The organism is Rhizobium sp. 1399 (assembly GCF_031455475.1).
GTDB lineage: Bacteria > Pseudomonadota > Alphaproteobacteria > Rhizobiales > Rhizobiaceae > Rhizobium.
In genome coordinates, this window is record NZ_JAVDSU010000007.1 from 260310 (window position 1) to 285173 (window position 24864).

Annotated in this window: 20 protein-coding genes and 1 riboswitch; of the genes, 2 read left to right on the top strand and 18 right to left on the bottom strand. The window is 60.4% G+C overall.

What is annotated here, in order from left to right:
* Positions 1–12: 12 nt before the first annotated feature.
* The 9 genes from J2X71_RS22795 to epmA all read right to left on the bottom strand — a co-directional run bounded on the left by J2X71_RS22795 (position 13) and on the right by epmA (position 12824).
* Positions 13–3324, bottom strand: coding sequence for an oligosaccharide flippase family protein (locus J2X71_RS22795; protein WP_310385172.1), 3312 nt, complete (start codon positions 3322–3324; stop codon positions 13–15).
* Between the two features lie 89 nt (positions 3325–3413).
* Positions 3414–4592: a glycosyltransferase family 4 protein gene (locus tag J2X71_RS22800; protein ID WP_310385477.1), complete on the bottom strand. Its 1179-nt coding sequence runs from the start codon at positions 4590–4592 to the stop codon at positions 3414–3416.
* A gap of 46 nt (positions 4593–4638) precedes the next feature.
* Entirely contained in the window at positions 4639–7113 is a 2475-nt protein-coding gene (locus tag J2X71_RS22805; RefSeq protein ID WP_310385173.1) for a glycosyl hydrolase 2 galactose-binding domain-containing protein, read from the bottom strand.
* Between the two features lie 16 nt (positions 7114–7129).
* Positions 7130–8110, bottom strand: coding sequence for a DUF1839 family protein (locus J2X71_RS22810; protein ID WP_310385174.1), 981 nt, complete (start codon positions 8108–8110; stop codon positions 7130–7132).
* Complete coding sequence (locus tag J2X71_RS22815) at positions 8101–9009, bottom strand: amino acid--[acyl-carrier-protein] ligase (protein ID WP_310385176.1); 909 nt, start codon at positions 9007–9009, stop codon at positions 8101–8103. The genes J2X71_RS22810 and J2X71_RS22815 overlap by 10 nt, the downstream gene beginning before the upstream one ends.
* 4 nt (positions 9010–9013) lie before the next feature.
* The gene (locus J2X71_RS22820; RefSeq protein ID WP_310385179.1) at positions 9014–10195 is read right to left on the bottom strand and encodes an acyl-CoA dehydrogenase family protein; all 1182 of its coding nucleotides are present in this window, start codon (positions 10193–10195) and stop codon (positions 9014–9016) included.
* The gene (locus J2X71_RS22825; protein WP_112564399.1) at positions 10195–10446 is read right to left on the bottom strand and encodes an acyl carrier protein; all 252 of its coding nucleotides are present in this window, start codon (positions 10444–10446) and stop codon (positions 10195–10197) included. Before J2X71_RS22825 ends, J2X71_RS22820 begins: the two co-directional genes overlap by 1 nt.
* Positions 10447–10710: 264 nt before the next feature.
* Complete coding sequence (locus tag J2X71_RS22830; RefSeq protein WP_310385182.1) at positions 10711–11763, bottom strand: lysine-2,3-aminomutase-like protein; 1053 nt, start codon at positions 11761–11763, stop codon at positions 10711–10713.
* Positions 11760–12824 carry an EF-P lysine aminoacylase EpmA gene (gene epmA, locus J2X71_RS22835; protein WP_310385184.1) on the bottom strand — a complete coding sequence of 355 codons (1065 nt, stop codon included), beginning with the start codon at positions 12822–12824 and terminating at the stop codon, positions 11760–11762. The genes J2X71_RS22830 and epmA overlap by 4 nt, the downstream gene beginning before the upstream one ends.
* Positions 12825–12974: 150 nt before the next feature.
* On the opposite strand from epmA, the gene efp reads away from it, so the two are divergent.
* Positions 12975–13544 (top strand): elongation factor P, encoded by a 570-nt coding sequence (gene efp, locus J2X71_RS22840; protein WP_310385186.1) that lies wholly within the window; start codon positions 12975–12977, stop codon positions 13542–13544.
* A 129-nt stretch (positions 13545–13673) separates the two neighbouring features.
* On the opposite strand, the gene J2X71_RS22845 is transcribed toward efp, so the two are convergent.
* From J2X71_RS22845 to metA, 6 genes are all read right to left on the bottom strand, one after another.
* The gene (locus tag J2X71_RS22845; RefSeq protein ID WP_037101955.1) at positions 13674–14402 is read right to left on the bottom strand and encodes an SIS domain-containing protein; all 729 of its coding nucleotides are present in this window, start codon (positions 14400–14402) and stop codon (positions 13674–13676) included.
* Positions 14403–14415: 13 nt separating this feature from the next.
* Positions 14416–15567, bottom strand: coding sequence for an N-acetylglucosamine-6-phosphate deacetylase (nagA, locus tag J2X71_RS22850; protein WP_310385190.1), 1152 nt, complete (start codon positions 15565–15567; stop codon positions 14416–14418).
* Positions 15567–16598 carry an SIS domain-containing protein gene (locus J2X71_RS22855; RefSeq protein ID WP_310385192.1) on the bottom strand — a complete coding sequence of 344 codons (1032 nt, stop codon included), beginning with the start codon at positions 16596–16598 and terminating at the stop codon, positions 15567–15569. Before J2X71_RS22855 ends, nagA begins: the two co-directional genes overlap by 1 nt.
* Positions 16595–17368, bottom strand: a complete 774-nt coding sequence (locus tag J2X71_RS22860) for a GntR family transcriptional regulator (protein ID WP_310385194.1) — start codon at positions 17366–17368, stop codon at positions 16595–16597. Before J2X71_RS22860 ends, J2X71_RS22855 begins: the two co-directional genes overlap by 4 nt.
* 117 nt (positions 17369–17485) lie before the next feature.
* A complete protein-coding gene (locus J2X71_RS22865) occupies positions 17486–18508 on the bottom strand; it encodes an aldose epimerase family protein (RefSeq protein ID WP_310385197.1) in 1023 nt (340 codons plus the stop codon).
* A 140-nt stretch (positions 18509–18648) separates the two neighbouring features.
* Positions 18649–19572, bottom strand: coding sequence for a homoserine O-succinyltransferase (gene metA, locus J2X71_RS22870; RefSeq protein ID WP_310385199.1), 924 nt, complete (start codon positions 19570–19572; stop codon positions 18649–18651).
* Positions 19573–19619: 47 nt separating this feature from the next.
* Positions 19620–19697: riboswitch (SAM riboswitch) on the bottom strand.
* Positions 19698–19844: 147 nt separating this feature from the next.
* On the opposite strand from metA, the gene J2X71_RS22875 reads away from it, so the two are divergent.
* The gene (locus J2X71_RS22875) at positions 19845–21686 is read left to right on the top strand and encodes an ABC transporter ATP-binding protein/permease (protein WP_310385201.1); all 1842 of its coding nucleotides are present in this window, start codon (positions 19845–19847) and stop codon (positions 21684–21686) included.
* Between the two features lie 55 nt (positions 21687–21741).
* Here J2X71_RS22875 and J2X71_RS22880 read toward each other — a convergent pair whose 3' ends face one another.
* From J2X71_RS22880 to J2X71_RS22890, 3 genes are all read right to left on the bottom strand, one after another.
* Positions 21742–22371 (bottom strand): DUF5666 domain-containing protein, encoded by a 630-nt coding sequence (locus tag J2X71_RS22880; RefSeq protein ID WP_310385203.1) that lies wholly within the window; start codon positions 22369–22371, stop codon positions 21742–21744.
* 161 nt (positions 22372–22532) lie between these two features.
* Positions 22533–22931 (bottom strand): VOC family protein, encoded by a 399-nt coding sequence (locus J2X71_RS22885; protein ID WP_007825426.1) that lies wholly within the window; start codon positions 22929–22931, stop codon positions 22533–22535.
* A gap of 104 nt (positions 22932–23035) precedes the next feature.
* Complete coding sequence (locus J2X71_RS22890) at positions 23036–24862, bottom strand: ABC-F family ATP-binding cassette domain-containing protein (protein ID WP_310385206.1); 1827 nt, start codon at positions 24860–24862, stop codon at positions 23036–23038.
* Positions 24863–24864: the final 2 nt, after the last annotated feature.

Here is a 24864-nt window from a genome sequence, read left to right on the forward strand (position 1 = left end):
ATCAGGAAATTCTCAAGCCTTCGCAAGCCGGACGATCTCGTCCAGCACCAGCTTGCGCGATTCCGGCGGTGTCAGGTTGTGATCGGCATCCTGCAGCATCACCACCCGCACATTCGGGTGCCGTGTAAACTTGTGCCCGCGCGGGCCGAAGTGGAAATACATGTGGTCGAGACCGACATCGCCTTCGCTGTAGATCAGCGTCAGCGGCACCTTGCGCCTGCCAAGCGCCGCAAAGGACTGGCGCACTTGCCGCGCGATATGACGGCGGCCTGGGATGAGTTCGACAAGCGGCGCGATGCGCGGCGAAAGCCGGCGGCCGATCGCGATGAAGATGTTCTGCAGGGCCGCAAAGACATCGACCTCGCCGCGGAACAGCCGCTTGACCGTGTCGAACCGCATCATCCGCTGACCGTAGTCGTCGACGCTGCGCGGAACAGAGACGACATGCTCGCGCCGCACCGGCATCTCGGGATCCCAGTAGTAGACGAAGGGATTAATGGAAACGATCGCCTTCAAACGCTCATCCTCGATGCCCGCGCGCAGGGCCACATAACCGCCGCTGCAGCGACCTGCGACCATGATCGGTCCGGCGACAAAGCTTTCCAAGAGATCCAGCGAGGCGAGCGCGTCTTCCGTCTGTGTCGCCGAATAGAGAACCTGTTCCGGCGCATCCGGCCGCGGAACGCTGTCGCCGACATTGGCGGAATCGAAGCGGAGTGAAACGACGCCCTGGCGGGCGAGCTCACGCGCCATATCGACAGTCGTACGACCCCAGCCCGCATGCCGGTCATAGGCCGTCGACATGAAGAGCACGGCATTACCCTTGATCTCGCCCTGCGGCCGGCTGATGACGCCGATCAGATGCTGGAAGGCTCCGAAACGAACCGGAATTTCCTCAAAACCATCACCCGCGAGTGGCTGGTTTTCGACCTCCTGCGGAGAGTGACCCGCGGATGCGGCAGGCGTGGTTGTCTCGACAAGCCATTCGGCGAGCAGGTCGATGACTGCCATCGGCGTCTTGGCAAAGAGCGGGTTCGTGACCAGCTCGTCATAACCTTCGAACACGCGCTGCTCGACATTGCCGCCGAGCGCCTTCAGTGCGTCGGCGAAGGCCGTATCGTCAACCCGAACCGGGCGTTCGAGGATGAGGTAATTCGGCGCCGCCAGGTCCTGCGGTGAACTGATATTGAGCTTGCCGATTTCCGCAGCAATCGCGTCGGGCAAGGTCAGACCGGCGATCTGCACCTGGGCGCTCGGCGCATGTTCCTTGCCGAGACCGAGGTCGGCATGGATGATCCGCGACCACATGTTGATTTCACGCAGATGGCCTCTGCCGCTCAAAATAGGCGCAAGCAGCACAACACTGTCGACGCCCTCGATCGAATGGCCAGTCAAATGAGCAAGCGTGCCGCCGAGACCCTGGCCGACAAGGATGATCTGGGAGCAACCACTGAGAGCCTTCAGCTTTACAGCGGCCGCGCGGATGGAGTTCTTCCAGATTTCCAGGCTCGGCGTCTGATTTCCGAAATCGAGTGCGTCACCCGTGCCCGTATAGTCGAACCGCAGGCTCGGTACACCGATATCGGAAAAATGCTCTGCCGCCACACGATAGAATTTCCGCGTGCACATTTCCTCGAAACCCCAGGGGCTGACGAAGAGGACGGCAGCCGAGCGTCTTGCGACATCAGGCTTTTCGGGCATGAACAGACCAATCGTGCCATCGAAGACAACGGGAAGAGCAGCGGCACGGCCGGCGCCTTCTGCTGGTTCACGCGAGAATTCTTCGTTGACCGGCTTCTTCGCTTCTCCTTCTGGGGTCGGCGGGGTGATGAAATTGACCACGCGCCTTGCCGGTCCCTTCAGCAGCGCCGGCATCTTGTCGAGGATCGAGCGCAGCACCTGGATATCTTCGGCCGGAACGGCGCGCAGGACTTTCAACGCAGCAAAATAAGTAAATGTGCCAGCGATGATCGCCGCGACAAGACCAATCGGACCCTGGATGAGCTCAAGTGCAGTAATGGCACCGCAGCCGCAAAATACCGCCGCGAGAGTAATCTTCGTAAGGCTGAGATAAAGGCCCGAAAGCTGAGTTCCGAATCCCGTTTGCCTGACCATCATTACCGACATCGCAACAAATACGGCTATGCGCACAAGCGCGGCACCCTCGGCGGCAAGACTAGGTACGATGAGTAAACAACCCACTACCATCAGGAGGCCACCTATCACACTGATTTTCAACCGTACATTGGCCTTGTCGATTGAAAGCAGGTACAGGCTGAGAACCTGCATGAGAGTGTAGGCAGGCGCGACAAGCGCAAGCAGGGCGACAACTCCGCCGCTTCGGTCGAAGGCTTCGCCGAAGACCACATGTACAAGTTCAGTAGAGATCGCAGCGAGCCCGAGGCTCATGGGCAGCACAATATAGGCCATGCTGCGGATGACGGCGGCAAAGGCCTCGACCGGGAATTTAGAGTCAGCACTGGCATGCCGCCGTTCAGAATAATAGGGCAGCAGGCTGCCGCTCATCTGGATGGGAAGCTGCAGCGCGATATTGGCGATCGACAGGCCGGCAGCATAGAAACCGACCATTTCCACCGACCAGAACTGCTGCAGAAAGAGCAGTTCAATGCGGTTGAGGAAGATCGAATCGATGATGAACTGCATAGACAGGATGACCGACGACGACGCCAGATATTTGAGCGAGACGCCGCAGCGGTCACGACGGGTAAAGAGGATCGGCAAAGTAGCGACGAAAAGCACGAGCTGGCCGAGCGCATATCCGACGAGCACGCCCAGCACCCCATAAAAAACGGCACCGACCGCCACACCCACAAGCTGAAAGACCGAGACGATCAGCGTCAGCTGAAAGAAGGTGCCAAGCCGCTTTTCGCCGATGAGGTAGAATTTGACGAAGGAGCCAATCGCCTGGACGAAGAAGAGAATGCCTGTCACAAGCGCCACCGACGGCGCGGTATCGGCCCAGTGCATTTCCTCCGATGTCAGGAAGAACAGGGCATAGAGCCCCAGCAGCACCAACGTGGAGCAGACCATGAAGGTAACCAGGATCGAGGCAAATCCCCTACGTTGCTCGAAACTGTAGCCCTGCGCCGAAAGCTGCGGCAGCGTCTTCAGAAGCGTGATGCTGGAGCCGAGCTCGGCAATCGAGGCCCCTGTGACAACGAGCCAGAGCGAAAAGGCGACGATGCCGTTGGCTTCGGGGCCGAGCAGGCGTGCGGTTATGATCGAGGATACGAATCCCGTCACCAGAAGCAGCATGCCCGCCGCCGCATTCATCACCGAGTTTGCAATAATGCCCTTCGACATCCGTCCATCCGTTAGAAGCCGCATCGCGGCCGAAAACAAGCCATCTCTAAATTGGAAATGTTAAAATAAAGGGGAGTGAAGCGCTCAGCTTAGCTTGCCTGCATCGCCGAAAGCCTCGAAAGCGCCTTGTCATAACTGTGCTCGGCAAGATGGCGCATCAGATAGGTCCGAGCCCCCTCCGCTTTTCGCCTCGCACCATCAGAATCGGAATAGATGCTCTTCAAATGCGCTGCCGCGGCCACTGGCGAGGGATCGGCCCAAACGGCATCCTTGAGATCGGCAAATTCCGGATGGCTGTCGACGACGGCAACGAGCGAAGGCTCGACCAGCCAGGTATTGTCGGGATCACAGAAATCGGCCGTGCCCGACCATCCTGTCGAGACGACGGGCGTGCGGTGCATGATCGCTTCAGCCACCGTCAGGCCGAAACCCTCCGAGCGATGCAGCGAAAGATAGGCGTCGGAATCGCGGATAATGCCGTTGATCTCCGAACTCGCCAGATTGTCGGTAACGATCCTGACGTTGCGGTCGCCTTCCACGGATCGCATGAGTGCCCGAAGCGCCTCGTCTCTGGCCGGGTTGCCGCTCGCCTTCATCAGCAGGAAGGCATTGGGGCATTCGGCGCTGAAGAGCCTGAAGGCTTCGATCACCGCCTGTGGGTTCTTGCGGTTGATCGAGGAGCCGGCACTGAAGATGAACGATACGAGGAAAGCATTCTCGGCAATTCCGAATTTCTGCCTGATACCGTCAGCCGCCGGCCGCTCGGTAACAGGGTGCGGCACGACAATGACAGGTGCAGTCGTATGCGGCGCAATTGCCCGCCTGGTGAATTCCGAGGGAACGAAGACGGCGTTCATATAGTGCATGGCATTGCGCCATTCCGCCGGCACCACTTCAAGCTCCCAGGCCCAGTAGCCGATGTTGAAGGCACGGGTGAAATTGCCGAGGCCTTTCTTCAGGATCGCGCGTGGCAGCATGGGCGGATTGAGATGCCATATGCGGCTTCCCGGCTGGCCGTCGGAAACCTGTGTAGATGCCCACTCCACCAGCTTGCCTTCGTCCGGATGCGTGCTGACATCAGCAAGCATGATCTCACGGCCCGCGTGCGAGAGCGCGGCAACGCAAAGTCGCGCGGATTCGCCTACACCCGCCGCCATCGATAAATAGCCGACGATCTCGACAGGCCGGCGCGGATTGAAGGCGAGACGCGATTTGACGATCAGCCGCTGCAGCAGATGCCCGCGCACGTTCCGATAGACGCCCCGCAAAGCCTCTTCCGCCTGCACTCTGATCGTCATGACCGCTCCCTGGCCGTTAAAGCGCGAAACGGCGCGCGGCGCCGACGCTCCTGATTTCACCCGTCGGCAATGCATCGCCATCAGTGCCCGCAGCGGCGATGAGCTTCACTCGCTTGGCAGGGCCTGGTGCCAGATGGAACCAGTCCTCTTCCGCCCGGTAGCCTTCGACATCGATATGGACAGATTGGGCCAACCTATCGGTCGCAAGCGCAATGACCCAATCATCGCCCTCACGCATGAAGGACGCCTCGATCGTCGCGTCGTGGAAGGCTTTGGCTCGGCCGCGCGGAAAATGAAAAGCCTGCGCGAGCAACGTGCCGTCCATCGTCGACCGCAGCCAGGCGACGCTGACGTCATGCGATGGCGCACCGAAACGGAAGGCATAGGTCGCATCGAAGAAGCCGCCGAAGAGATCGGTACAAGCGATACGCTCAACGCTTCTCGGGTCGAGATTGAAAGCCTTGCTGCCGCTCGCGACCTGCTGGCGCCCCTCGCGCAAGCAGGCGACATCGAGTTCGACAGCGACCACCTTATCGGTTTCGTTGATGACGTGGACATAGAGGCCGTTCGTCCCCTCGTCCGTAAAAACTGCCTGCACCGGACGGAAGGCGCGGCGCATTGCATGCCAGACAGGCTTCGGCTCGCGGGTGGAGTCGATCACGCCCCAGCCGGGACCTGGCAACAGATCCTGCAGGGTCCAGACGAGCGCGCCATTGCAGGACGATCCCTTGCGTCGCCATTCGGCAAAGGTCTCCTCCAGCACTTCTCCCGTCACGGCGCGCGAAAGATCGAGATAACGCTCGGGATCGTCGCGGCGGAGCCTGGCCGGATCGAGATCGTAGAGAAGCCCGAGATAGAAGTCTCTGATATCCTCGAAATCCCAGGAAGCACCACGGTCGCGCGGCACCCGCTCTTTCCAGAGCGGACTGTGAACTGGGGGCACGTCGAGATGCCGTTGCAAGGTCCGCTGCTGCGGCACATGAGCAAAGGCGAGGCTTTCGGCCGCAAAGCGCACCTCGGCGCGGCGCGCATCCTCGAGTGGCCGCATATAGGCGCCGACGCCGTAATAATGCGTCACGCCGGCGTTGGGCGAAAAGGGCATCGCCCCGCCATAGGGCGAATTCGGCACATAGGGCACATCCGGCCGCATGCGCTGGCAGATCGCCGGGATGATCTCGTCGGTGATCGGCCCGCTCCAGAAATCTGGGGGCAGACCGAACATCGCCGCCTGCTGGTGGATTTCGCTGCCGCCGCAGAGCACGGCAAGCGAGGGCGAGAGCTGTACGCTGTGCAGAAACTCTTCCACCTCGGCATGTACATGGCCGATAAAAGCCTTGTCATTCTTCGGATAGTCGAAATTGGCGAACATGAAGTCCTGCCAGACCATCAGCCCGAGCGCATCGCAGAGCGCGAAAAAGTCGGGCGTTTCATAGGCCATGGTACCGCCGATGCGGATCATGTTCATGCCAGCCTCGGCAGCAAGCCGCAGGAAAGGCTCGTAATCGGCCCGCTCGCCAGGCAGCCGTGCGATATCGGCCGTTGTCCAGACCGCGCCGCGGCAGAAGACCCGCTCGCCGTTGATGACAAGCGCGAAATCATTGCCATCAGCGCCATGGTCAACCTCGATACGGCGAAAGCCGGCTTTGCCCAGCGAATGTTCTTCGCCATCGATAACCAGCGTCACATCATAGAGATGCGGCACACCATGCGTATGCGGCCACCACGCCTCAATGTCGGAAAGCTTGAGAATCGCCGAATAATGCCGATCGCCGATCTTCTCGAAACCCTGCTCGGCGCCGGCGCAACGCAACAGCATCACCGGCTCTTCGCCAGCGGTACAAAGCGAAACGCTGAGTCGCCCCGCGCCGTTTTCCTCCAACACCGCGCGCACCGAAACATGATCGACCGAGGCCACGCCCCGGCGCGCGAGCGAAATCTGCCGCCACGGCCCAACGGCATGGATCTCGGGACACCAGCCGGGCATATGCCCGAGCAGCGTGTTGCGGACATTCTTCAGCCCTTGAGGCGTAATCATCTGCGGTCGCCAGCGAGCACGCGGCCCGGGCTCCGACAGACGAGGGCCAAGCGCCCGGAAACAGAGCGCCAGTTCATCACCACCTGTCAACGTAACCGGCATTTCGTGCGCAGTGAACATGCTCTCGGAAAAGAGGATTTCCTGGCCGTTGAGAAAAACATGGCAGATTGTCGCCAGCCCCTCAAAACGCAGGATCGCCTCACCCGGCTCCGTATCGAAGAGGCGGGTCAGGTACCAGGCGTCCTTGGTGTTCAGCGGCTGTGGATTTTCCCGGTCGAACAGCCCTGCTCTTTCGAGCGCCGCTGCAACGGTGCCGGGAACAGGTGCAGGAATGAACTGCGCCGAAAGATGGATGTCGTGGGGTGTCGCGCAGGCGCCAGGCTCGGTCAGAACCAGATTCCACCCTTCGGAAAGCAAGCTTTCCTCAGCCCCGATGCTTGCCAACCGCCCCCGCATGGTCAGATCTCCGGCCTCAGACTCGCTCCGCGAGCGATGCCATCATCGAATCCCATGCATCGGCTGCCGGATCAAGTGCCGCTTTCAAAGGCTCGAACTTGCGGCGGGTGACGGCGCGGGCAAGCTGGAACTGAACCGACTTCGCCACTTCCGAGATCCGGCGCGCCTCTCCGGCCGCAACACCAAACTCGCCGGCTGAAAGCCAAGTCAGATGATCGGCCGCGAGTTCGAAATTCGCACCTACCTGCCGCAGCGTGTTGAAGGCATATTTGTGGAAGAAACCGAAGGACCGATCGGCTACTGCCTCAACCTGCAACGGAAAGACCTCGGCAAAGGCGCGGATCGGATTGGCGCTTGGGCGGCGATGGAAATGGAAGCCCAGGAGCCGCCGCGAAACCTCGCGCAGATGTGCTTCGCCGACAGGGCGTTCCGGGAACTTGGCGAATTCGGTATAGGGCAGGAACGGCGCATCCTCATCCGTCAGATGGGATTGGAACAAGCCGTCGAAATCCTCGCCCTCGATGCGGAAATAGCCGGCATTATGGAAGTAGTCGACACGCTTGCCGGCAAAGTCCAGCCGGTTGATCGCAACTGTGGTCTTGCCATGTTCCTGCCGGTAGGCGGTGCCGCGCGTATCCGGCATGTAGAAGGAATCCATCTCGATGAGGCAGAGCCGCCCGCGGGCGATCTGCACCTCGATATGCCGCTCGACGCGGTCGTAGATCGCAAGCTCGGTGGCGCGAATGCCGTAGAGCGCTTCGAGATCCTCCAGCGGCACCTTGAAGAAGGTGAACTGGTCGCCCTCGAAATCCTGGGTCAACGTGAAACCGAGCATTGCTTCCGGCACAACGCCGAAGGTCGAGAGAACCTCGATCCAGAGATCGATGTAGCAATTGGTCTCAGGCCACATGCGCTCACCGGAATGCAGCGCATGCGCCCTGTAGGTATCGGGATCGATACCCGCAAAGACCGATGTCATCGAGCCGCTCAGCCCCACAGGACTTTCCGCACACTTGCCGGCCATTCCTTGACGTCAAGGCCGTGATGATGGAAGAGCGCGAGCGCAATGCGCTCCAGCCCGAAGCCGACGCAGGCGGTGTGGGCCACGCTGCCGTCTTCAAGGTTCAGGCCCCACTTCACGCCGAACGAGTCCTGATGATAGTTGAAGCTCATGCAGGCCGTCGGGTTTGCAGAGGAGGTGATCGGGATCAAGAGCTCGAACTTCAGGTTCTGGTCGCGCTGGTTGTTGACCATCATCTTGCCGGCACGGCCGAAGAACGGGTCGTTGGCAACGTCGATTGTCACGTCGAGACCGACCTGCTTCATCATTTCGACACCGCGGTCCATCCAGCTCTGGCGGAAATCGGTCACATGCTGCTCGGTGCCCATGCAGACATATTCGCGCATGCGGAAAAGCTGCTGCCGGGCCGGATCCTTGGAAGGCTCATGACGGAAGCAATAGGATTGCAGATCGAAGAGACCGCCCTTGGCCGGCAGGTTGCCGCGCTTGGCGACCGTCGGATAAAGCGGATAGCAGGCTGCCGGCGTCAGCACGATGTCGGTCGCCTTCTGGTCCTTGGTCCAGTCCTCGCCGACTTCCATGCACTGCAGCAGGCTCATATGGTCGAGCTCGCTGCCGCAGAAGCTGTGCACCGTGCCGGCAAGCTGCGGAAAGCTCTTCATGTAGCCGCTCTTTTCGAAGAGCGCGCGGTTCATGCCGGGCGGAAAACGCATCGCCTCGGCGCCATCGGCGCCGCCGAACTTATCGATCAGCCGCTCGAAGGCAGCGATGACATCTTCGAACTGGCCGCTGCGGCCATAAAGACCGTCAACGCCGGTATCGATCAGCAGACCTGACTCGAAGAGCCGGTCCAGAAACGAAGTCTGCATATCCATGGCTTTACCCCAGTAGGCTAGTGTCCTGCTTATGGACAAGAAGCATGCTCGACGTATTGCCGAGGATGCGGTCGTTCGAGATCATGAGCTGTGCGGAATGGGCATCGCGCAGATGACGTCCGAGGCTGAAGGGCGTACCGTTCTTGTAGCCCATGATGCCGCAGATCAGCATGGTATGATTGACGATTTCCAGGATCGTTTCCGAAGAGGCGATCTTCACATTGTTCATCGCCACGGCAAAACCCATCGACGAGAGCTTGTCGCCGTCAGTTTTGGCATCCTCATAGGCCTTGAGGCCGGCAACGACGTTCGATTTCACCATCTGCAGGAGGTTGGAAACCTCCGCGAGGCGAAGCGCGCCGGGCGGCGTGGCGTCGGGAGACTTGCGGGCAGCGGCACGCACGAAGGCCTGGGCACGGGAAACGGCATCGACTGCGATACCATACCAGACACCGCTCCAGAGCAGGTGCGAGGAGGCGAGCATCGACTGCGCAGCGATTTCAGCGAAGGGCTTCGGCAGGATCTGTGCGGCCGGCGCTTCACCCTTGAAGAGGAAGCCGTCGGAGCAGGTACCGCGCATGCCGAGCGTGTTCCAGATATGCGTCTTTTCGAGCGTGTACTGATCCCTAAGGAAGGCAGTCAGTACCTGATCGGAAGAAGCGGCCTGCGGATGGCTGCGCGAGGTGATAAGAATTGCATCGGCATGCGAGCCATAGGAAATGACGGTCGCATCCTTTTGCAGCCTGCAGATATCGCCGTCGATTTCGATGGCGCAGATGCTGTTGCGCAGATTGCCGCCGATCCCACCTTCGGTGGTGGCGGAAGCGATCAGGAGCTGTTCGGCGGCGATACGGCGCATGAAGGCGCTATGCCATTCGCTGTCGACGCCGTGTTCGACGAGGCTCGAAAGCTTGATCTGGTGCATGGCGAAGACCATCGCGCTTGCCGCGCAGGCCTGGCCAAGAATCGAGCACAATTCGGCGATCTGGGTGATGGAAGCGGCCTCGCCACCGAGATGGCGGGGAATCTGGATGCCGAGCAGGCGCTCGGTCTTCATCGCGTTGACGGCTTCCTGCGGGAACCGGCCTTCGAAATCGACGGCATCCGCATGTTTTGCCGCAATTTCTGCGACGCGGGCAGCCCTTGCGACCAGGCTGTCTTCCGTGATCTTGACCGGGAAGTTCATCAGGCGACCTTTCGACTATCCCGGATGAGATCGACCGTCTTGGCGATCGCCGAGATGCTTGCGAAGGACTTGCGGTTCAGGAGATTGTCAGGAAATTCAATATCGAATGCCTCTTCGATGCCAAGCATGAGCTGCACCGAGGCGAAGGACGTCAGACCCGCAGCGTAGAGATCCGCATCGTCGGCAACCTGATCAACAGGAACAGGAAGCTTACCGAACTTGGCTACGAGGTCGCGGATTGTCTTGTTCATCCCATTAACTCCAGATTTTCATGATCCTGAGCCGGCATTCATCGCCTTTTCATGGGAGTGCTTTTAGTGCGGAAAACAGAAAATTCCGCTAATGTAATTAGTTAAATATGACTATCATTCATACTTTGCATTTTACAAATCATGCCCGCTTGCGGCCTAATACTTCATTCCTATCAATAGTTTGATGTAGCCCGAGACGACCGGCAGAAAATGGCCCCGGCTGTATCGAGTGCAGAAATGGTACGCCGGGAGCACGCTTTTGCATTAACCGGCAGGCGGATAGGAATGCTCGCCGCCGCGATAGTCCGACACCGAGTAGCAGCCCTCCCCGGTCGCCTTCACAGCGCTCTCGCCGATGACAGCCTTGCCGTAACCACCGGGAATATCGAGAATATAGGTGGGCTGGCAGAGACCGGAGATGCGGCCGCGAAGCGAGGCAACGATCTTCTGCCCCTCTTCTATCGACAGCCTGAAATGGCTGGTGCCGGGCGCAAGGTCCGGATGATGCAGATAATAAGGTTTCACGCGCGTCTCGACGAAGGCCCGCATAAGTTCTGCCAGCACGTCGGGATCGTCATTGACGCCCTTCAGGAGCACCGACTGGCTGACCATGACGATGCCGGCATCCACCAGCCGGGCGCAGGCGGCGCGTGCTTCAGTCGTCAGCTCACGCGGATGGTTGGCGTGAAGCGCGACATATACAGTCTTGCCACTCGCTTTCAGCGCCGCAATCAGCTCCGCATCAATCTTCTGCGGATCGACGACGGGCACGCGCGTGTGGAAGCGCACGATCTTCACATGCTCGATCTCAGCAAGCTCGCTTAGAATGTCGCCGAGACGCCTTGGTGAAAGCACCAGCGGATCGCCGCCGGTCAGGATCACTTCCCAGATCTCGCCATGCCCGCGGATATAGTCGACGGCTGCAGCCAGCGCCGCCGGATCGAGCATGCCGAGCCCCTGCGGCCCCACCATCTCGCGCCGGAAGCAGAAGCGGCAATAGACCGGGCAGACATGCACGGCCTTCAACAGCACGCGGTCCGGATAGCGATGCACGATGCCCTCGACCGGGCTGTGCGCATGGTCCCCGATGGGGTCGGCCCGTTCCTCGGGCGTGGTAACGAGTTCCGCCACATCGGGCACGAACTGCCGGGCAATCGGATCGGCCGGATCGGCATAATCGATCAACCTTGCCATGGCAGGTGTCAGCGCGATGGCATAGCGCGCGGCGACCTCATCGAGCGCCAGTCGCTCCGCGTCCTCGACCAGCCCCGCCCTGACGAGATCGTCGACGCTCTTGATCGGACGCATGACATTCATCGGCCGTACTCCGCGACCGGCGCCCAGAGCACCTGATCGATCCGCGACGCACCTGTCGCCAGCATCACCAACCGGTCGAAGCCGAGCGCGATGCCGCTCGCTTCCGGCATGATTGCCAGCGCCGCCAGAAAATCCTCGTCGAGCGGATAGGTCTCGCCATAGACCCGCATCTTCTCCGCCATCTCGATCTCGAAACGGCGCCGCTGCTCGGAGGCATTTGTCAGTTCGCCAAAGCCGTTGGCAAGCTCGACCCCGCAGGCATAGAGCTCGAAGCGCTCCGCTACGCGCGGATCGCGCGCCGAAGGCCGCGCAAGAGCCGCTTCCGAAACAGGATATTCGTCGAGAATGGTGACACGGCCAAAGCCGAGATAAGGCTCGACCTTCTCCACCAACACCCGGCTGAAGAGATCAGCCCAATGATCGTCATCGGCAACGCGCATGCCGACCCGCCGCATTTCAGCGGCAAGATGGTCGCGTTCGGTCGAGCCGTCAGCAGATACAGAAGCCAGAAGATCGATGCCGGCATGGCGACCGAACGCTTCTGCAACGCTGATGCGCTCCGGCCCGGCGAAGGGATCGCACTCAGTGCCGCGATAGGTAAGCGTTGCGGTCTTCACCGTTTCGGCAGCGAGCGCCAGCATACGCACGCAATCCATCATCAGGCTCTCATAGCTCTCGCCCGCCCGATACCATTCGAGCATTGTGAACTCAGGATGATGCAGCGGCCCGCGCTCGCGGTTGCGATAGACATGCGCAAAGCAGGCGATGCGTTCTTCACCGGCGGCCAAAAGCTTCTTGCAGGCAAATTCCGGCGACGTGTGCAGGTAGAAGGGCGCAGCCTGTCCGTCCGTCGTCAGCGCTTGCGTCGCAAAGGCATGCAGATGCGCCTCGTTGCCCGGAGACACCTGCAGCGTCGCAGTATCGACCTCGATGAAATCCTCACGGGCGAAATAACCTCGCAGCGCTGACTGGATCGCGTTACGCCCGATAAGGAACGGGCGGCGATCGGCATGCACTGATGGTGTCCACCAGGGAGACGCTGTGGCGCTCGTGAGGTTCATTGAACGCTTTCCTTGCCGGATTCGGCCGGGATGGGGTGGCTATTTACACGATTTTAGGTTAGTGCCGCCCCGAAGAAAAAACATTTTGCGTCTTCAGGGCCATTCTGACTGTCCTCTACGACGCCGAAAGCCGACTTACAAGGAAGTCTTATGGTCAAGGTCATCGCCTCTTCGGTCCGCAAGGGCAACGTTCTCGATGTCGACGGCAAGCTCTACGTCGTTCTCACGGCTCAGAATTTCCACCCGGGCAAGGGCACGCCGGTTACCCAGGTCGACATGCGCCGCATCGTTGACGGCGTGAAGGTTTCCGAGCGTTGGCGCACCACCGAGCAGGTCGAGCGCGCCTTCGTCGAAGATGTGAACTTCCAGTACCTTTATGAAGACGGCGAAGGCTTCCACTTCATGAACCCGGCCACCTATGATCAGGTCGTCGTCGACGTTGACACCATGGGCGACCAGAAGGCCTTCCTCCAGGAAGGCATGACCTGCATCCTGTCGATGCACGAAGGTATTCCGCTGGCGCTCGAACTTCCGCGCCACGTCACCCTCGAGATCGTTGAGACCGAACCGGTCGTGAAGGGCCAGACGGCATCCTCCTCGTACAAGCCGGCGATCCTGTCGAACGGCATCCGCACTTTGGTTCCGCCGCATATCGATGCCGGCACCCGCGTCGTCATTGCAACGGAAGACAATTCCTACGTCGAGCGCGCCAAGAACTGATTGCATCAGTTTCCAGACATTCGGACGGCCTGAAGCAACCGCTTCGGGCCGTTTTCATTTGATCGGAAATACTCATTCGCTTCCGGCAGCGCCAATAGACAACGACCGGCAAAAACGCCGGCCTCCTGCTCAGAGATGCGGGTTACGCGGCCGGTATTTCTTCACCAGCTTCTGATTGATTTCTGCAGCGCCCGGCATGTTGGCGCTGAGGTAAACAGGCGCATCGCCCGATTTCGAAAGCTCGGAGGCGACATCCGCAAAGATGGCATTGATGACGGTGACGCCCACAGCCGTCGAGACCGGCCCGACCCGAAGGCCCGTGCCATCGAGATCAAGAACGGCGTCACCCGGCGGCAGCCCGTTATCCAGCACCACGTCGGCCACATCGGCAAGCCGCCGGCGCCCATTGGCGATCGCCGTCGAATAGGCGATCGAGGTGATGGCGATCACCTTGGCGCCGATCTCGCGCGCGTAGTCGGCCGCCTCGATCGGCGCGGCATTCACGCCTGAATTGGAGGCGATGATGATCACATCACCCGGCTGCATGCCGTAACGCTCCAGCATTGGCCGCACCAGCCCTTGGGTGCGCTCATAGACCGAGCTGATGACCGCACCCTCATGCAGCATGGCCGAGCCGACGAGAACGGGCACGGTAAAGGCAAGTCCGCCGGCACGGTAATGCACCTCTTCCGCCAGCATATGCGAATGGCCGGTTCCGAAGACATAGACACGCTTGTCGCCACGGGCAGCCTCAAGGATCGCGGCGGCGGCCTGCGCCATTGGTTCGGCCAGTGCCCGCTTCAACTCTTCCAGCCGGCCGATCAGATTGGAGAAATACGCGTCCGTGATGTCACTCATCCGCCGCTCTCCTTCAAGCCGCTTCGCCGTTTAGCCAGGTCGCCGTCACTTCGATTGCATCGGTGAAATGCACGAGATCGGCGCGCGCGCCTGGCGAAAGGTGGCCGCGATCGGCAAGCCGAAGGAAACGCGCCGGATAGAGCGTCGCCATCCTGAGTGCCTCGGCAAGCGTCAGTTCCAGATAGGTGACGCCGTAGCGGATCGTTGAAGCCATGTCGACATCCGAACCCGCTAGCGTGCCGTCCGAAAGGACCAGTTTCGAACAGAAGCCGCCCCTTTCGCGCCGCACGGTGCGGCCGTTCAGCGTGAACGTATCCATCTGCGAGCCGACCAGCGACATGGCGTCGGTCACAAAGAAAAGCTTGCCCTCGCCGCGCTTGGCACGCAGCGCCGTGCGCAGCGCCTTCGGATCAACGTGGTGGCCATCGGCGATGATGCCGCACCAGACGGCCGGATGGTCGATCGCGGCACCCACGAGCCCCGGCGCGCGGTGCGCCAGCTGGCTCATGGCGTTAAAGAGATGCGTCACACCGCGAGCCCCGGCATCGAAGCGGGCTTCCGCCGCCTCACTGGTGCTGTCGGAATGACCGATACTGACGATGACACCCGATTCGCTCAGTTCACGCACCTGCGAAACTGTCACCTGCTCCGCCGCCATGGTGACGAGCAGCGTGCCGATCGCCTCGCGCGCGGCGATAAAGCCCTTGACGTCCTTGTCCTCGACCGGACGCATCAGCTCGGCGAGATGCGCACCCTTGCGCGCCGGCGCCAGATGCGGACCTTCCAGATGCAGGCCGGCAACACCACGGTTGGTCTTCACCGCGACTTTCGCCGCCTCGATCGCGGCAACCGTCGCTTCGGCCGTATCGGTGATCAGCGTCGGCAGCAGCGCCGTCGTTCCATACGGCCGATGCCCATCGGCGATCATGTACATCGAACCCGGCGACGGCTCGTCGTTCAGCATGCGGCCGCCACCGCCATTGACCTGCGCATCGATGAAGCCGGCAGACAGCACGCCTCCATCAAGTGTCACGACCTCGCCCTTGGGCAGATCATTCAGGCCGACGATCGCCTCGACGCGTCCGTCCTTGACGATCAGCGCCCGTTCGTCATGGAAACGTTCGCCATCGAAGATACGCGCGCCGGTGAAGATCTTGCGGGTCATCAGACGGTCTCCGTCACCTTGAGAAGGTTGGCCGGCTTGTCCGGATCAAAGCCCTTCCGGCGGGTGACGGACTCGATCAGGCGATAGTAGACGAGTAGCGAAACCAGGGGATCGACGAGACCGTTGCCGGTCGTCGGAACCTGCAGATTGACGCCGGCGAGCGGCTTCGTCGAAAAGGGCACGGTGGTAGCGCCAAGCTTCTGCAGACGCTCCAGCGCCTTTACATTGTTGTCGTAGGCGGCATCTTCAGGCACGAAACCGATGATCGGGAAGCCAGGTTGTACGAGGCGCATCGGGCCGTGCATCAGTTCCGCAAGAGAGAAGGCCTCAGCGTGAAGACCAGCTGTCTCCTTGGCCTTCAGGGCCGCCTCGAGAGCGATGGCGAAAGCCGTGCCGCGGCCGCCGGTATAAAGTGAGGCGGCATTGAACAGCACATCCTCGGCTGCCTTGGTTTCGATGCCGGACGTCGCGGAAAGAGCGGCCGGAAGCTTCTCGAGCGCCGCCTGCAGATCGGCCTTGCCGCTGATCGCAGCCGTCACGCCAGCGAGGGCGGCAACAGATGCGATGAAGGATTTGGTCGCCGCAACGCTCTTTTCAGCACCGGCATTGAGGCCAAGAACGAGATCGGCCTGCTTGGCGAGCGGGCTGTCAGTGACGTTGACGACGGCAATCGTCGTCGCCCCGCCCTTCTTGGCCGCCTCCTGCAGCGCCACGATGTCAGGGCTCGCGCCCGACTGTGAAACGGTGAAATGGATGCCGCCCTTCAGATGCAGGGAGGCACCATAAACGGAAGCAATAGACGGCCCGATCGAGGCGACCGGCACGCCGCAGGTAATCTCGAACAGATATTTGAAGAAGGTCGCCGCATGGTCGGAAGAGCCGCGAGCCGCCGTCGTCACCACGCTCGGGCGGGCGGACGAGAACAGCCGGGCGATTTCTGCGAAGACCGGCTTTTCCTTTTCGAGCAGGGTAGCGACCACTTCGGGCGATTGGCCCGCCTCCTGCAGCATCAACGACTGGTTCTCACTCATAGGTCATCTCCAATTCTCAGTTCGGCGACGAAATCATAGGCGTCACCACGATAATGCGAGCGGGTGTATTCAACGACGCGCTGGTCTTCCAGGCGTGAAACGCGTTCGATCAGAAGCGCCGGCGCACCGGCCTTGACATCGAGGATAGCCGCCGATGAAGGATCGAGCGTGACGGCGGTCAGCCGCTGCATGGCGCGCACCGGCTTGTGGCCGCTCTGGGCGAGCGCATCATAGAGCGAGCCTTCACCGCCGGCATCCTCGCCGAGAAACTTGACCGGCACGACCGCGCGTTCGATGGCGAGGGGCAGCCCGTCAGCCAGACGAAGGCGGTCGAGCCGCAGCACGGGCTCATCGACACCGAGGCCGAGCAGGAAGGATTCTTCGGGAGACGGATTGTTGATGGTACGCGACAGGATCTTCGCCGCCGGCGAGCGTCCGCGCGAGCGCATGTCTGCCGAGAAGGAGGAAAGCCGCCATAGCGACTGCTCCATGCGCTCCACCTTGCTGGAAACGAAGGTGCCGCTGCCGTGGCGCGATTCCAGCGCACCCGATGTCATGAGATCGCGATAGGCTGTCCGAACCGTCACGCGGCCAAGCTTCAGGGCTTCCGCTAGATCGCGTTCGCCGGGCAGCGCTGTTCCGGGCTTCAGCAGACCTTCCTGAATGAGGCCCGTGAGCGCCTGCGCCAGCCGCTTGTAAAGCGGCCCCGTTGCCGCCTCATCGCGCAGCCCACGACCATTCAGTTCCGCTATCAGACTGGTTCTATCCATGGACGTATAATAGAACCTATTTAGAACCAATCGGCAAGTCGGATTCGCTTCACCAAAAAGAAAAACCCTCGCGGGACACCGCGAGGGTTTTCATTGATCCTGACAGGATAGCTGAACTCAGTTCTTCGTGAAGATGTAATCCGTTTCCTGCCGCAGTACCTCACCTGGACGCAGAACCGCGTTCGGAAAATCCGCGTGATTGATGGCGTCAGGCCAGATCTGCGTTTCCAGGCAGAAGCCTGCGAATGGCGCATACTTGCGGCCCCCGAGACCCGGCACCGGCACGCCGAGCTTGAAGCCGGCATAGAACTGTACGCCAGGCTCGGTCGTGCGCACTTCCAGCGAGACGCCGGAATGCAGGCTGCGGGCAAGTACGACGGAGCGCTTGGCCGTGCGCTCGCTCGAGAAGCAGAAATTATGATCGTAGAGCGCCTGCTCCTGACCGGCGAAACGCTTCATCGGCGCCATCGCGCGGAAATCGAACGCCGTGCCTTCGACAGAGCGGATCTCGCCGGTCGGTATCTGCTTCTCATTGGTCGGCAGATAGTGGTCGGCAGCGATCATGATGTCATGCGCCAGCGCATCCTCCCGGCCATCGAGATTGAAATAGGAGTGCTGGCAGACATTGGCGATCGTCGGTTGATCCGTCGTCGTCTCGTAGTTGACGGAAAGCTCGCCATTGCCATGTACGCGATAGGTCGCCTGGATCGTGCAGTTGCCGGGATAACCGGCGCGGCCATCGGGATCGACGATCTTCAGCACGACACGGTCGGTCTCGTGCTCGACGATCGTCCAAACGAGCGTACCGATATTGTTGCTGCCGCCGTGAAGATGAGTGACACCCTTCTCGTTCAGTTCGAGCTGGTAGTCCTTGCCGTCGAGCGTGAACTTGCCGTCGCCGACGCGGTTGGCACAGCGTCCCGGTGTCGCGCCGAAGAAAGGCGAATGCGCGAGGTAGCTGCCTAAATCCTCGAAGCCGAGCACCAGCGGGGCATTATGGCCCTCGAGGCTGATATCCTGGATTACTGCGCCCCAGCTCAATACCTTGACCGTCAGTCCGCCGCCGCGGATGACGACGCGATGGACGGTCTCCCCGTCCTTCGTCTGTCCGAAAACTTCCCGTTCCAACTTGTCCGTCATGATCGACGCTTACTCCATCCCTAGAATTCAGGAACCGGAACCTGCCCCCATTCGCCGCAAACCGCAACCGGGCAGGGCCGGAAAACAAAATGCCGTCGCAGAAATGCGACGGCATCATTTCTAAACTGGACCGGTGACGCTCAGATGTCCGAGCCGATCTCTTCGATATCGTAGGGCGTCGTCTGGTAGATCTCATTGATCCAGTTGCCGAAAAGCAGATGCGCATGGCTGCGCCAGCGGTTCTGCGGCGCGAGCGCCGGATCGTTATGCGGGAAGTAGTTGTGCGGCATCTTGATCGGTACGCCAGCATTCACGTCGCGGAAATATTCGTCCGAAAGAGACGTGGAATCATATTCGACGTGATTGAAGATATAAAGCCGCCGACCCTTCGGCTCGTGGACGAGACACACGCCCATCTCGCTCGATTCCATCAGGATCTCGAGGCCGTCGACCTTCTCGATGTCGGCCCGGCGCACCTCGGTCCAGCGCGACACCGGAACCTCGAAATTATCAGAGAAACCGTTGAGATAAACGGAAGAGGGCTTGAGATTACGGTGGCGGTAAACGCCGAAGGCCTTTTCCTTCAGTTCATATTTCGGCACGCCGTGGAAATGATAAATCCCCGCCATCGCACCCCAGCAGACATTCATGGTCGAATGGACGTTTGTCTGCGTCCAGTCGAAAATCTGCTGCATTTCCTTCCAATAGGTAACGTCCTCGTAAGGCAGCGTCTCGATCGGCGCACCCGTGATGATGAAGCCGTCAAATTTACGGTGCTTCACTTCCTCCCAGGTCTGGTAGAAGGCGAGCAGATGTTCTTCAGAAGTGTTCTTGGCCTTGTGGTTGCCGACACGGATCAGCGAGAGTTCTACCTGCAGCGGCGAAGCACCCACCAGGCGCGCCATCTGCACCTCGGTCTTGATCTTGTTCGGCATGAGGTTGAGCAGCCCGATGTGCAAGGGGCGGATATCCTGGCGGATCGCCACCGTTTCGGTCATCACCCGCACGCCCTCGTTCACGAGGGTTTCGAATGCGGGCAGCGTATCGGGGATCTTGATGGGCATTGCGGTCAACTCGATCAAAATAAAAAACCGGCGGCGAAAGAATCGCTACCGGTCCGCACGCGGCCCTTTAGCGATTTATTTAACGTGGCTGCAAGCCGGCCGGCCAAATCACCACGAGGCATCCTAATTAGCGCCAGTCGCGCTGCGAATCAACTGTCAATAGAGACAGCTGCACAAGCCATCACGCTTTCTTTATGGGTGGTGGAATCTGTTGATGGACCAGTAACGCCCCCATGTTATTAATGGTGTGATGGGCGATTTTGGAAAAAATAATGAAAAATGACGTCAAAGGGGGGAAGGGCATCCAGAGTCAGGACCGGGTGGGGTATGATCTCAGCCTGACATATCGGCTTGGAGTGATGTTCTCCGCATTCTGGAATTCGCAGGTTCGCGGCAAGGTCGTGGGACTTGCGATCCTGCTTGTCGTCATCATCCTGATGACCGCCTATGGACAGGTGATCCTCAACGAATGGAACGCCCCTTTCTACGATTCCCTCGAGCGTCGTGATCTCGGCGAGTTCTTCCGCCAGCTCGAAGTCTTCGCGATGATCGCCGGTGCGCTGTTGCTGCTCAACGTGCTGCAGGCATGGCTGAACCAGATGACCGCCCTCTACATGCGCGAAGGCCTCTCACGCGATCTCGTCGATCAGTGGCTGGAGCGCAAGCGCGCCCTCAAGCTCTCCACCATCGGCATCCTCGGCATTAACCCGGACCAGCGCCTTCACGAAGATTCCCGCAATCTTGCCGAAAGCACCACCAACCTCGCTCTCGGCCTCCTGCAATCGACCATTCTGCTCGTCAGTTTCATCGGCGTCTTGTGGGAACTTTCGAGCGGCTTTATCTTCCATATCAGCGGCCACAGCTTCACCATCCCCGGCTATATGGTCTGGGCGGCGATCTTCTACGCCGCATCGGCCTCACTATTGAGCCAGGTCGTTGGCCGCAAGCTCGTCAAGCTCAATGCCGACCGATTCTCGAAGGAAGCCGAACTGCGCTTTGCGCTGATGCATGCCAACGAGAACATGCCGGCGATAACAGTGGCGCGTGGCGAAGAGAACGAGCGCAAACGCATCAACGGCGATATCAGCAACGTCCTTACCGTCATCAAGCGGCTCGCCATGGCCAATACCAACCTGACCTGGGTCTCGGCGGGTTATGGCTGGCTGGTTATCGTTATCCCGATCATTGTTGCAGCCCCCGCCTATTTCTCCGGCGGCCTCACATTCGGCCAGCTGATGATGTCGGTTGGCGCCTTCAACCAGGTCAATACGGCGCTGCGCTGGTATGTCGCCAACTTCGGCCCGATTGCCGAATGGCGTGCCACGCTGATGCGCGTCACCGATTTCCGCCAGGCGCTTCAGGAGATGGATGATGACTTCGATTTGAAGGACGCAATCGTCTACGAGGAAACCGCGCCCGACAGGCTGATGCTGAAGGATATCGTCATCGTTGCCAAGCTTGGCGAGGATATCGACGATTGCGGCGGCTTCCAGATGCGCGAAACGGATGTGACGATCAGGGCCGGCGAAAAGGTCATGATCAACGGCGATCACAGCGTGAACCGCCGCCTGCTCTTTCAGGCCATGGCCGGCCTCTGGCCCTGCGGCAAAGGCACAATAGGCCTGCCGCCGATTGACGACATCCTGTTCATCCCCCAGGTTGCCTATGTACCGGGTGGAACGCTGCGCGAGGCGATCGCATTCCCCCAAAAACCCGAAGCCTATGACACCGCGGCCATCGAAGCCGCACTTGAGGCTGCCGGCTTGCATTCGCTGGTCGCCCGCCTCGATAGCCGCGCGCGCTGGGACAAGCTTCTCGATGCCGATGAACAGAAGGCAATCGGCTTTGCCCGCCTGCTCCTCGTCAAGCCGCGCTGGGCCGTCTTCGACGAAGTGCTCGAAGGCATGGAGCCGGAATGGCAGCGCACTATGACGAAGCTGCTTACCACGATGCCGGACACCGGCATGATCTATATCGGCCGCTCGGAGACCTATCTGGAAGCGCTGCATCCGCGCACATTGCATCTGCTGGCGCTGCCTTCGAAATCCGATGAAGAACCGGTAGCATCCGTCGCAGGATCAAGCGCCGCGGCAGCTCCTGCCCCGGCGCTCTGATCAATTCCAGTAGAAGAAATACACAGCGGTTTGGCTGAAATTGCTCCAGGAGAGCTTACATCGGCGGCATCACGCCGTTGATGCCGACGGCGACCTGAGCGGCCGAGATACTGCCGTCGGCTGCCCTTTCCGCCATGACGATAACGCCGGCGCCCGGCTTCAGATCATCTTTCGTTGCCGGCGCAAAGGTAACGATCGGCGTGCCCTCGGCAATCGAGATGGTCTTTTCCTTGCCCTGATAGGTGAGCGTGATCGTGTGGCCGTCAACAGCCTTGACCGCATTGCTGACGGTCGCATTGGTCATCGAACTGTTCGGCTGCACGTCCCACGGACGGCTGCCTTCGCCGGTGCCCTTCATCGCGGCCGGGAAGATCAGCACCTCGATCGCGCCATCGGGACCTGTGCCCTTCGGCAAGGAGGCGACACCAACGAAATCGCCGACCTTGATATCATCGACAGAAGCATTCCTGATACCCGAGACCTTCCAGCCGGACTTGAGCGCCACCGTCGCATCGCTGCCCTCGCGGGTCTTGACGGTTAGCGTGTCGCCGTTGAGACTCTCGATCGTGCCACGAACGCGCACGCGTTGGTTTTCCTGAGCAATCGCCGCCTGCGAAAGGCTAAGCACGACGAAGCCGCTGGCGGCAAGCGCCGTCAATATTCTGGTATAGGATTTGCAAGACATGTAACTCTTCCTTGTCGCCATTGATCGGCACGATCCCCAGCTGAGCGGCACTCTATGCCGCATGACGCGGCGCGGGCGAATCAAGGAAAAGTGAGGAAAGCGGAACCCGACAATCCGGTTCCAGACGCCGGAGTCCGCGAAAGACCTTTGAAAAGACCGGCTCAACCGGCAGCAGACATGTCCATGTACATGATTTCCCAGACATGGCCGTCGAGGTCCTGGAAGCTGCATCCATACATCGGCCCCATATCGAGGATCGGCTTCCAGGGCTTGCCGCCCGCTGCCAGCGCCTTCTTGAGGTAGTCATCCACCTCATCGCGGCTGCCGGCCGAAAGGCAGGTCAGCACTTCCTTGCCCTTCGTCGTATCGGCGATATCGCCCTCGATGAACTGCTGGAAATGACCGTGGGTCAGCAGCATCACATAGATGTTTTCCTCGACGATCATGCAGGCAGCATCGTCTGTGGTAAAATTCGGATTGTAGGAAAAGCCGAGCGCCGAGAAGAATTCCTTCGACTTGACGAGGTCCTTGACCGGCAGGTTCACGAAAATCATGCGCATGAAAAATCTCCCTTATGACGTGGCGGCACCATGCCGTTGATCACGTTCGGCCCAAGGACGGAGAAAAACCACCCGATCCGACATTTCAGGAAATTTTTATCGGATCAGCCTTCCAGCTCCTCGCGCAGCATTTCGAGTTCCAGCCATTCCTCTTCCATCTTCGTCAGGCTTTCGCGCAGCTTCTCCATCTCGGATGCCAGCCGGTTGAAGGTTGCCGGGTCCTTGGTGAAGAGGTTCGGATCGGCCATCTTCTCCTCACGCTTGCCGATCTCCGCCTCTGCCTTGGCCATTTCTTTCGGCAGGTTTTCGAGTGCGAATTTCTGCTTGTAGGAGAGCTTGACCTTCGAGGCAGAGGGTGCAGCAGCCGCAGTAGTCTCCTGCGCCTTAGGCTTTTCCGCCGCCTTCTCGGCCCTGCGGCGCTCCTCGGCTGCACCCTTGCGCTGCGCCAGCATGTCGGAATAGCCGCCGGCATATTCGATCCAGCGCCCGTCCGGCGCTTCCGGATTGGCTGGCGCAATCGTCGAGGTCACAGTCCGGTCGAGGAAGTCGCGATCGTGGCTGACGAGGATGACGGTGCCGGCAAAACCCGTGACGATCTCCTGCAAGAGATCCAGCGTCTCGATGTCGAGATCGTTGGTCGGCTCGTCGAGGATGAGCAGGTTCGTCGGCCGCGACAGGATGCGCGCCAGCATCAGCCGGGCGCGTTCGCCGCCGGAGAGATTCTTGATCGGCGTGCGCGCCTGCTCCGGCTGGAACAGGAATTCCTTCATATAGCCGGTCACATGCCGCTGCTCGCCATTGACCAGCAGATTCTCACCACGCCCATCCGTAAGGTAGTTGGCAAGCGTATCGTCGAGATTCAGATCCTCACGCTTCTGGTCGAGGGTCGCGATATCAAGATTGGTGCCGAGCTTCACCGTGCCGCTGTCGGGCGCAAGCTGACCGGTCAGCATCTTCAAAAGCGTCGTCTTGCCGGCGCCGTTCGGGCCAACGAGACCGATGCAATCGCCGCGATGCACGCGGATCGAGAACGGCGCGACGATCGGCCGGTCGTCATAGCTCTTGGTGATCTTGTCAGCCTCGATCACTAGCTTGCCGGATTCCTGCGCATCGGAAGCGCTTGCCTGCACGGTTCCCTGCGGTCCTTTGTGGCCACGATACTGCGAACGCATCGTCTGCAGCTCGCCGAGCCGGCGCATGTTGCGCTTGCGTCGTGCCGTCACGCCATAGCGCAGCCAGTGTTCTTCCCGCTCGATCGCCTTGCCGAGCTTGTGCTGCTCCAGCTCCTCTGCCTCCAGCACCTGGTCCCGCCATGCCTCGAAAAACGCAAAGCCTTTGTCGAGCCGGCGAGACGTGCCGCGGTCAAGCCAGACGGTGGCCGTCGAGACCATTTCGAGGAAGCGGCGGTCGTGTGAGATCAGCACCAGCGCACTGCGCGTCTTCTGCAATTCGCCTTCCAGCCACTCGATGGTCGGCAGGTCGAGATGGTTGGTTGGCTCGTCGAGCAGCAGGATGTCCGGCTCCGGCGCCAGTACGCGCGCAAGTGCTGCGCGGCGCGCTTCGCCGCCAGAAAGCTTCTTAGGATTTTCCTCGCCGGTCAGCCCGAGATGCGAGAGCAGGTAGCTGACACGATAGGGATCATCGCCCGGTCCGAGACCGGCTTCGGCATAGGCCTGCACGGTCTGGAAGTCGGCAAAATCCGGCGCCTGCTCCAGATAGCGCACCGTGGACGCTGGATGGCGGAAGACCTCACCCGACTGCGCGTCGACCAGGCCGGCGGCGATCTTCAGAAGCGTCGATTTGCCCGAGCCGTTGCGGCCCACGAGACAGATCTTGTCGCCGGACTCCACCTGCAGGGCGGCCCCCGCCAGAAGCGGTGCACCGCCGAAGCTCAGGAAGATATCGTCGAGTTTCAGAATGGGAGGCGCCAAGT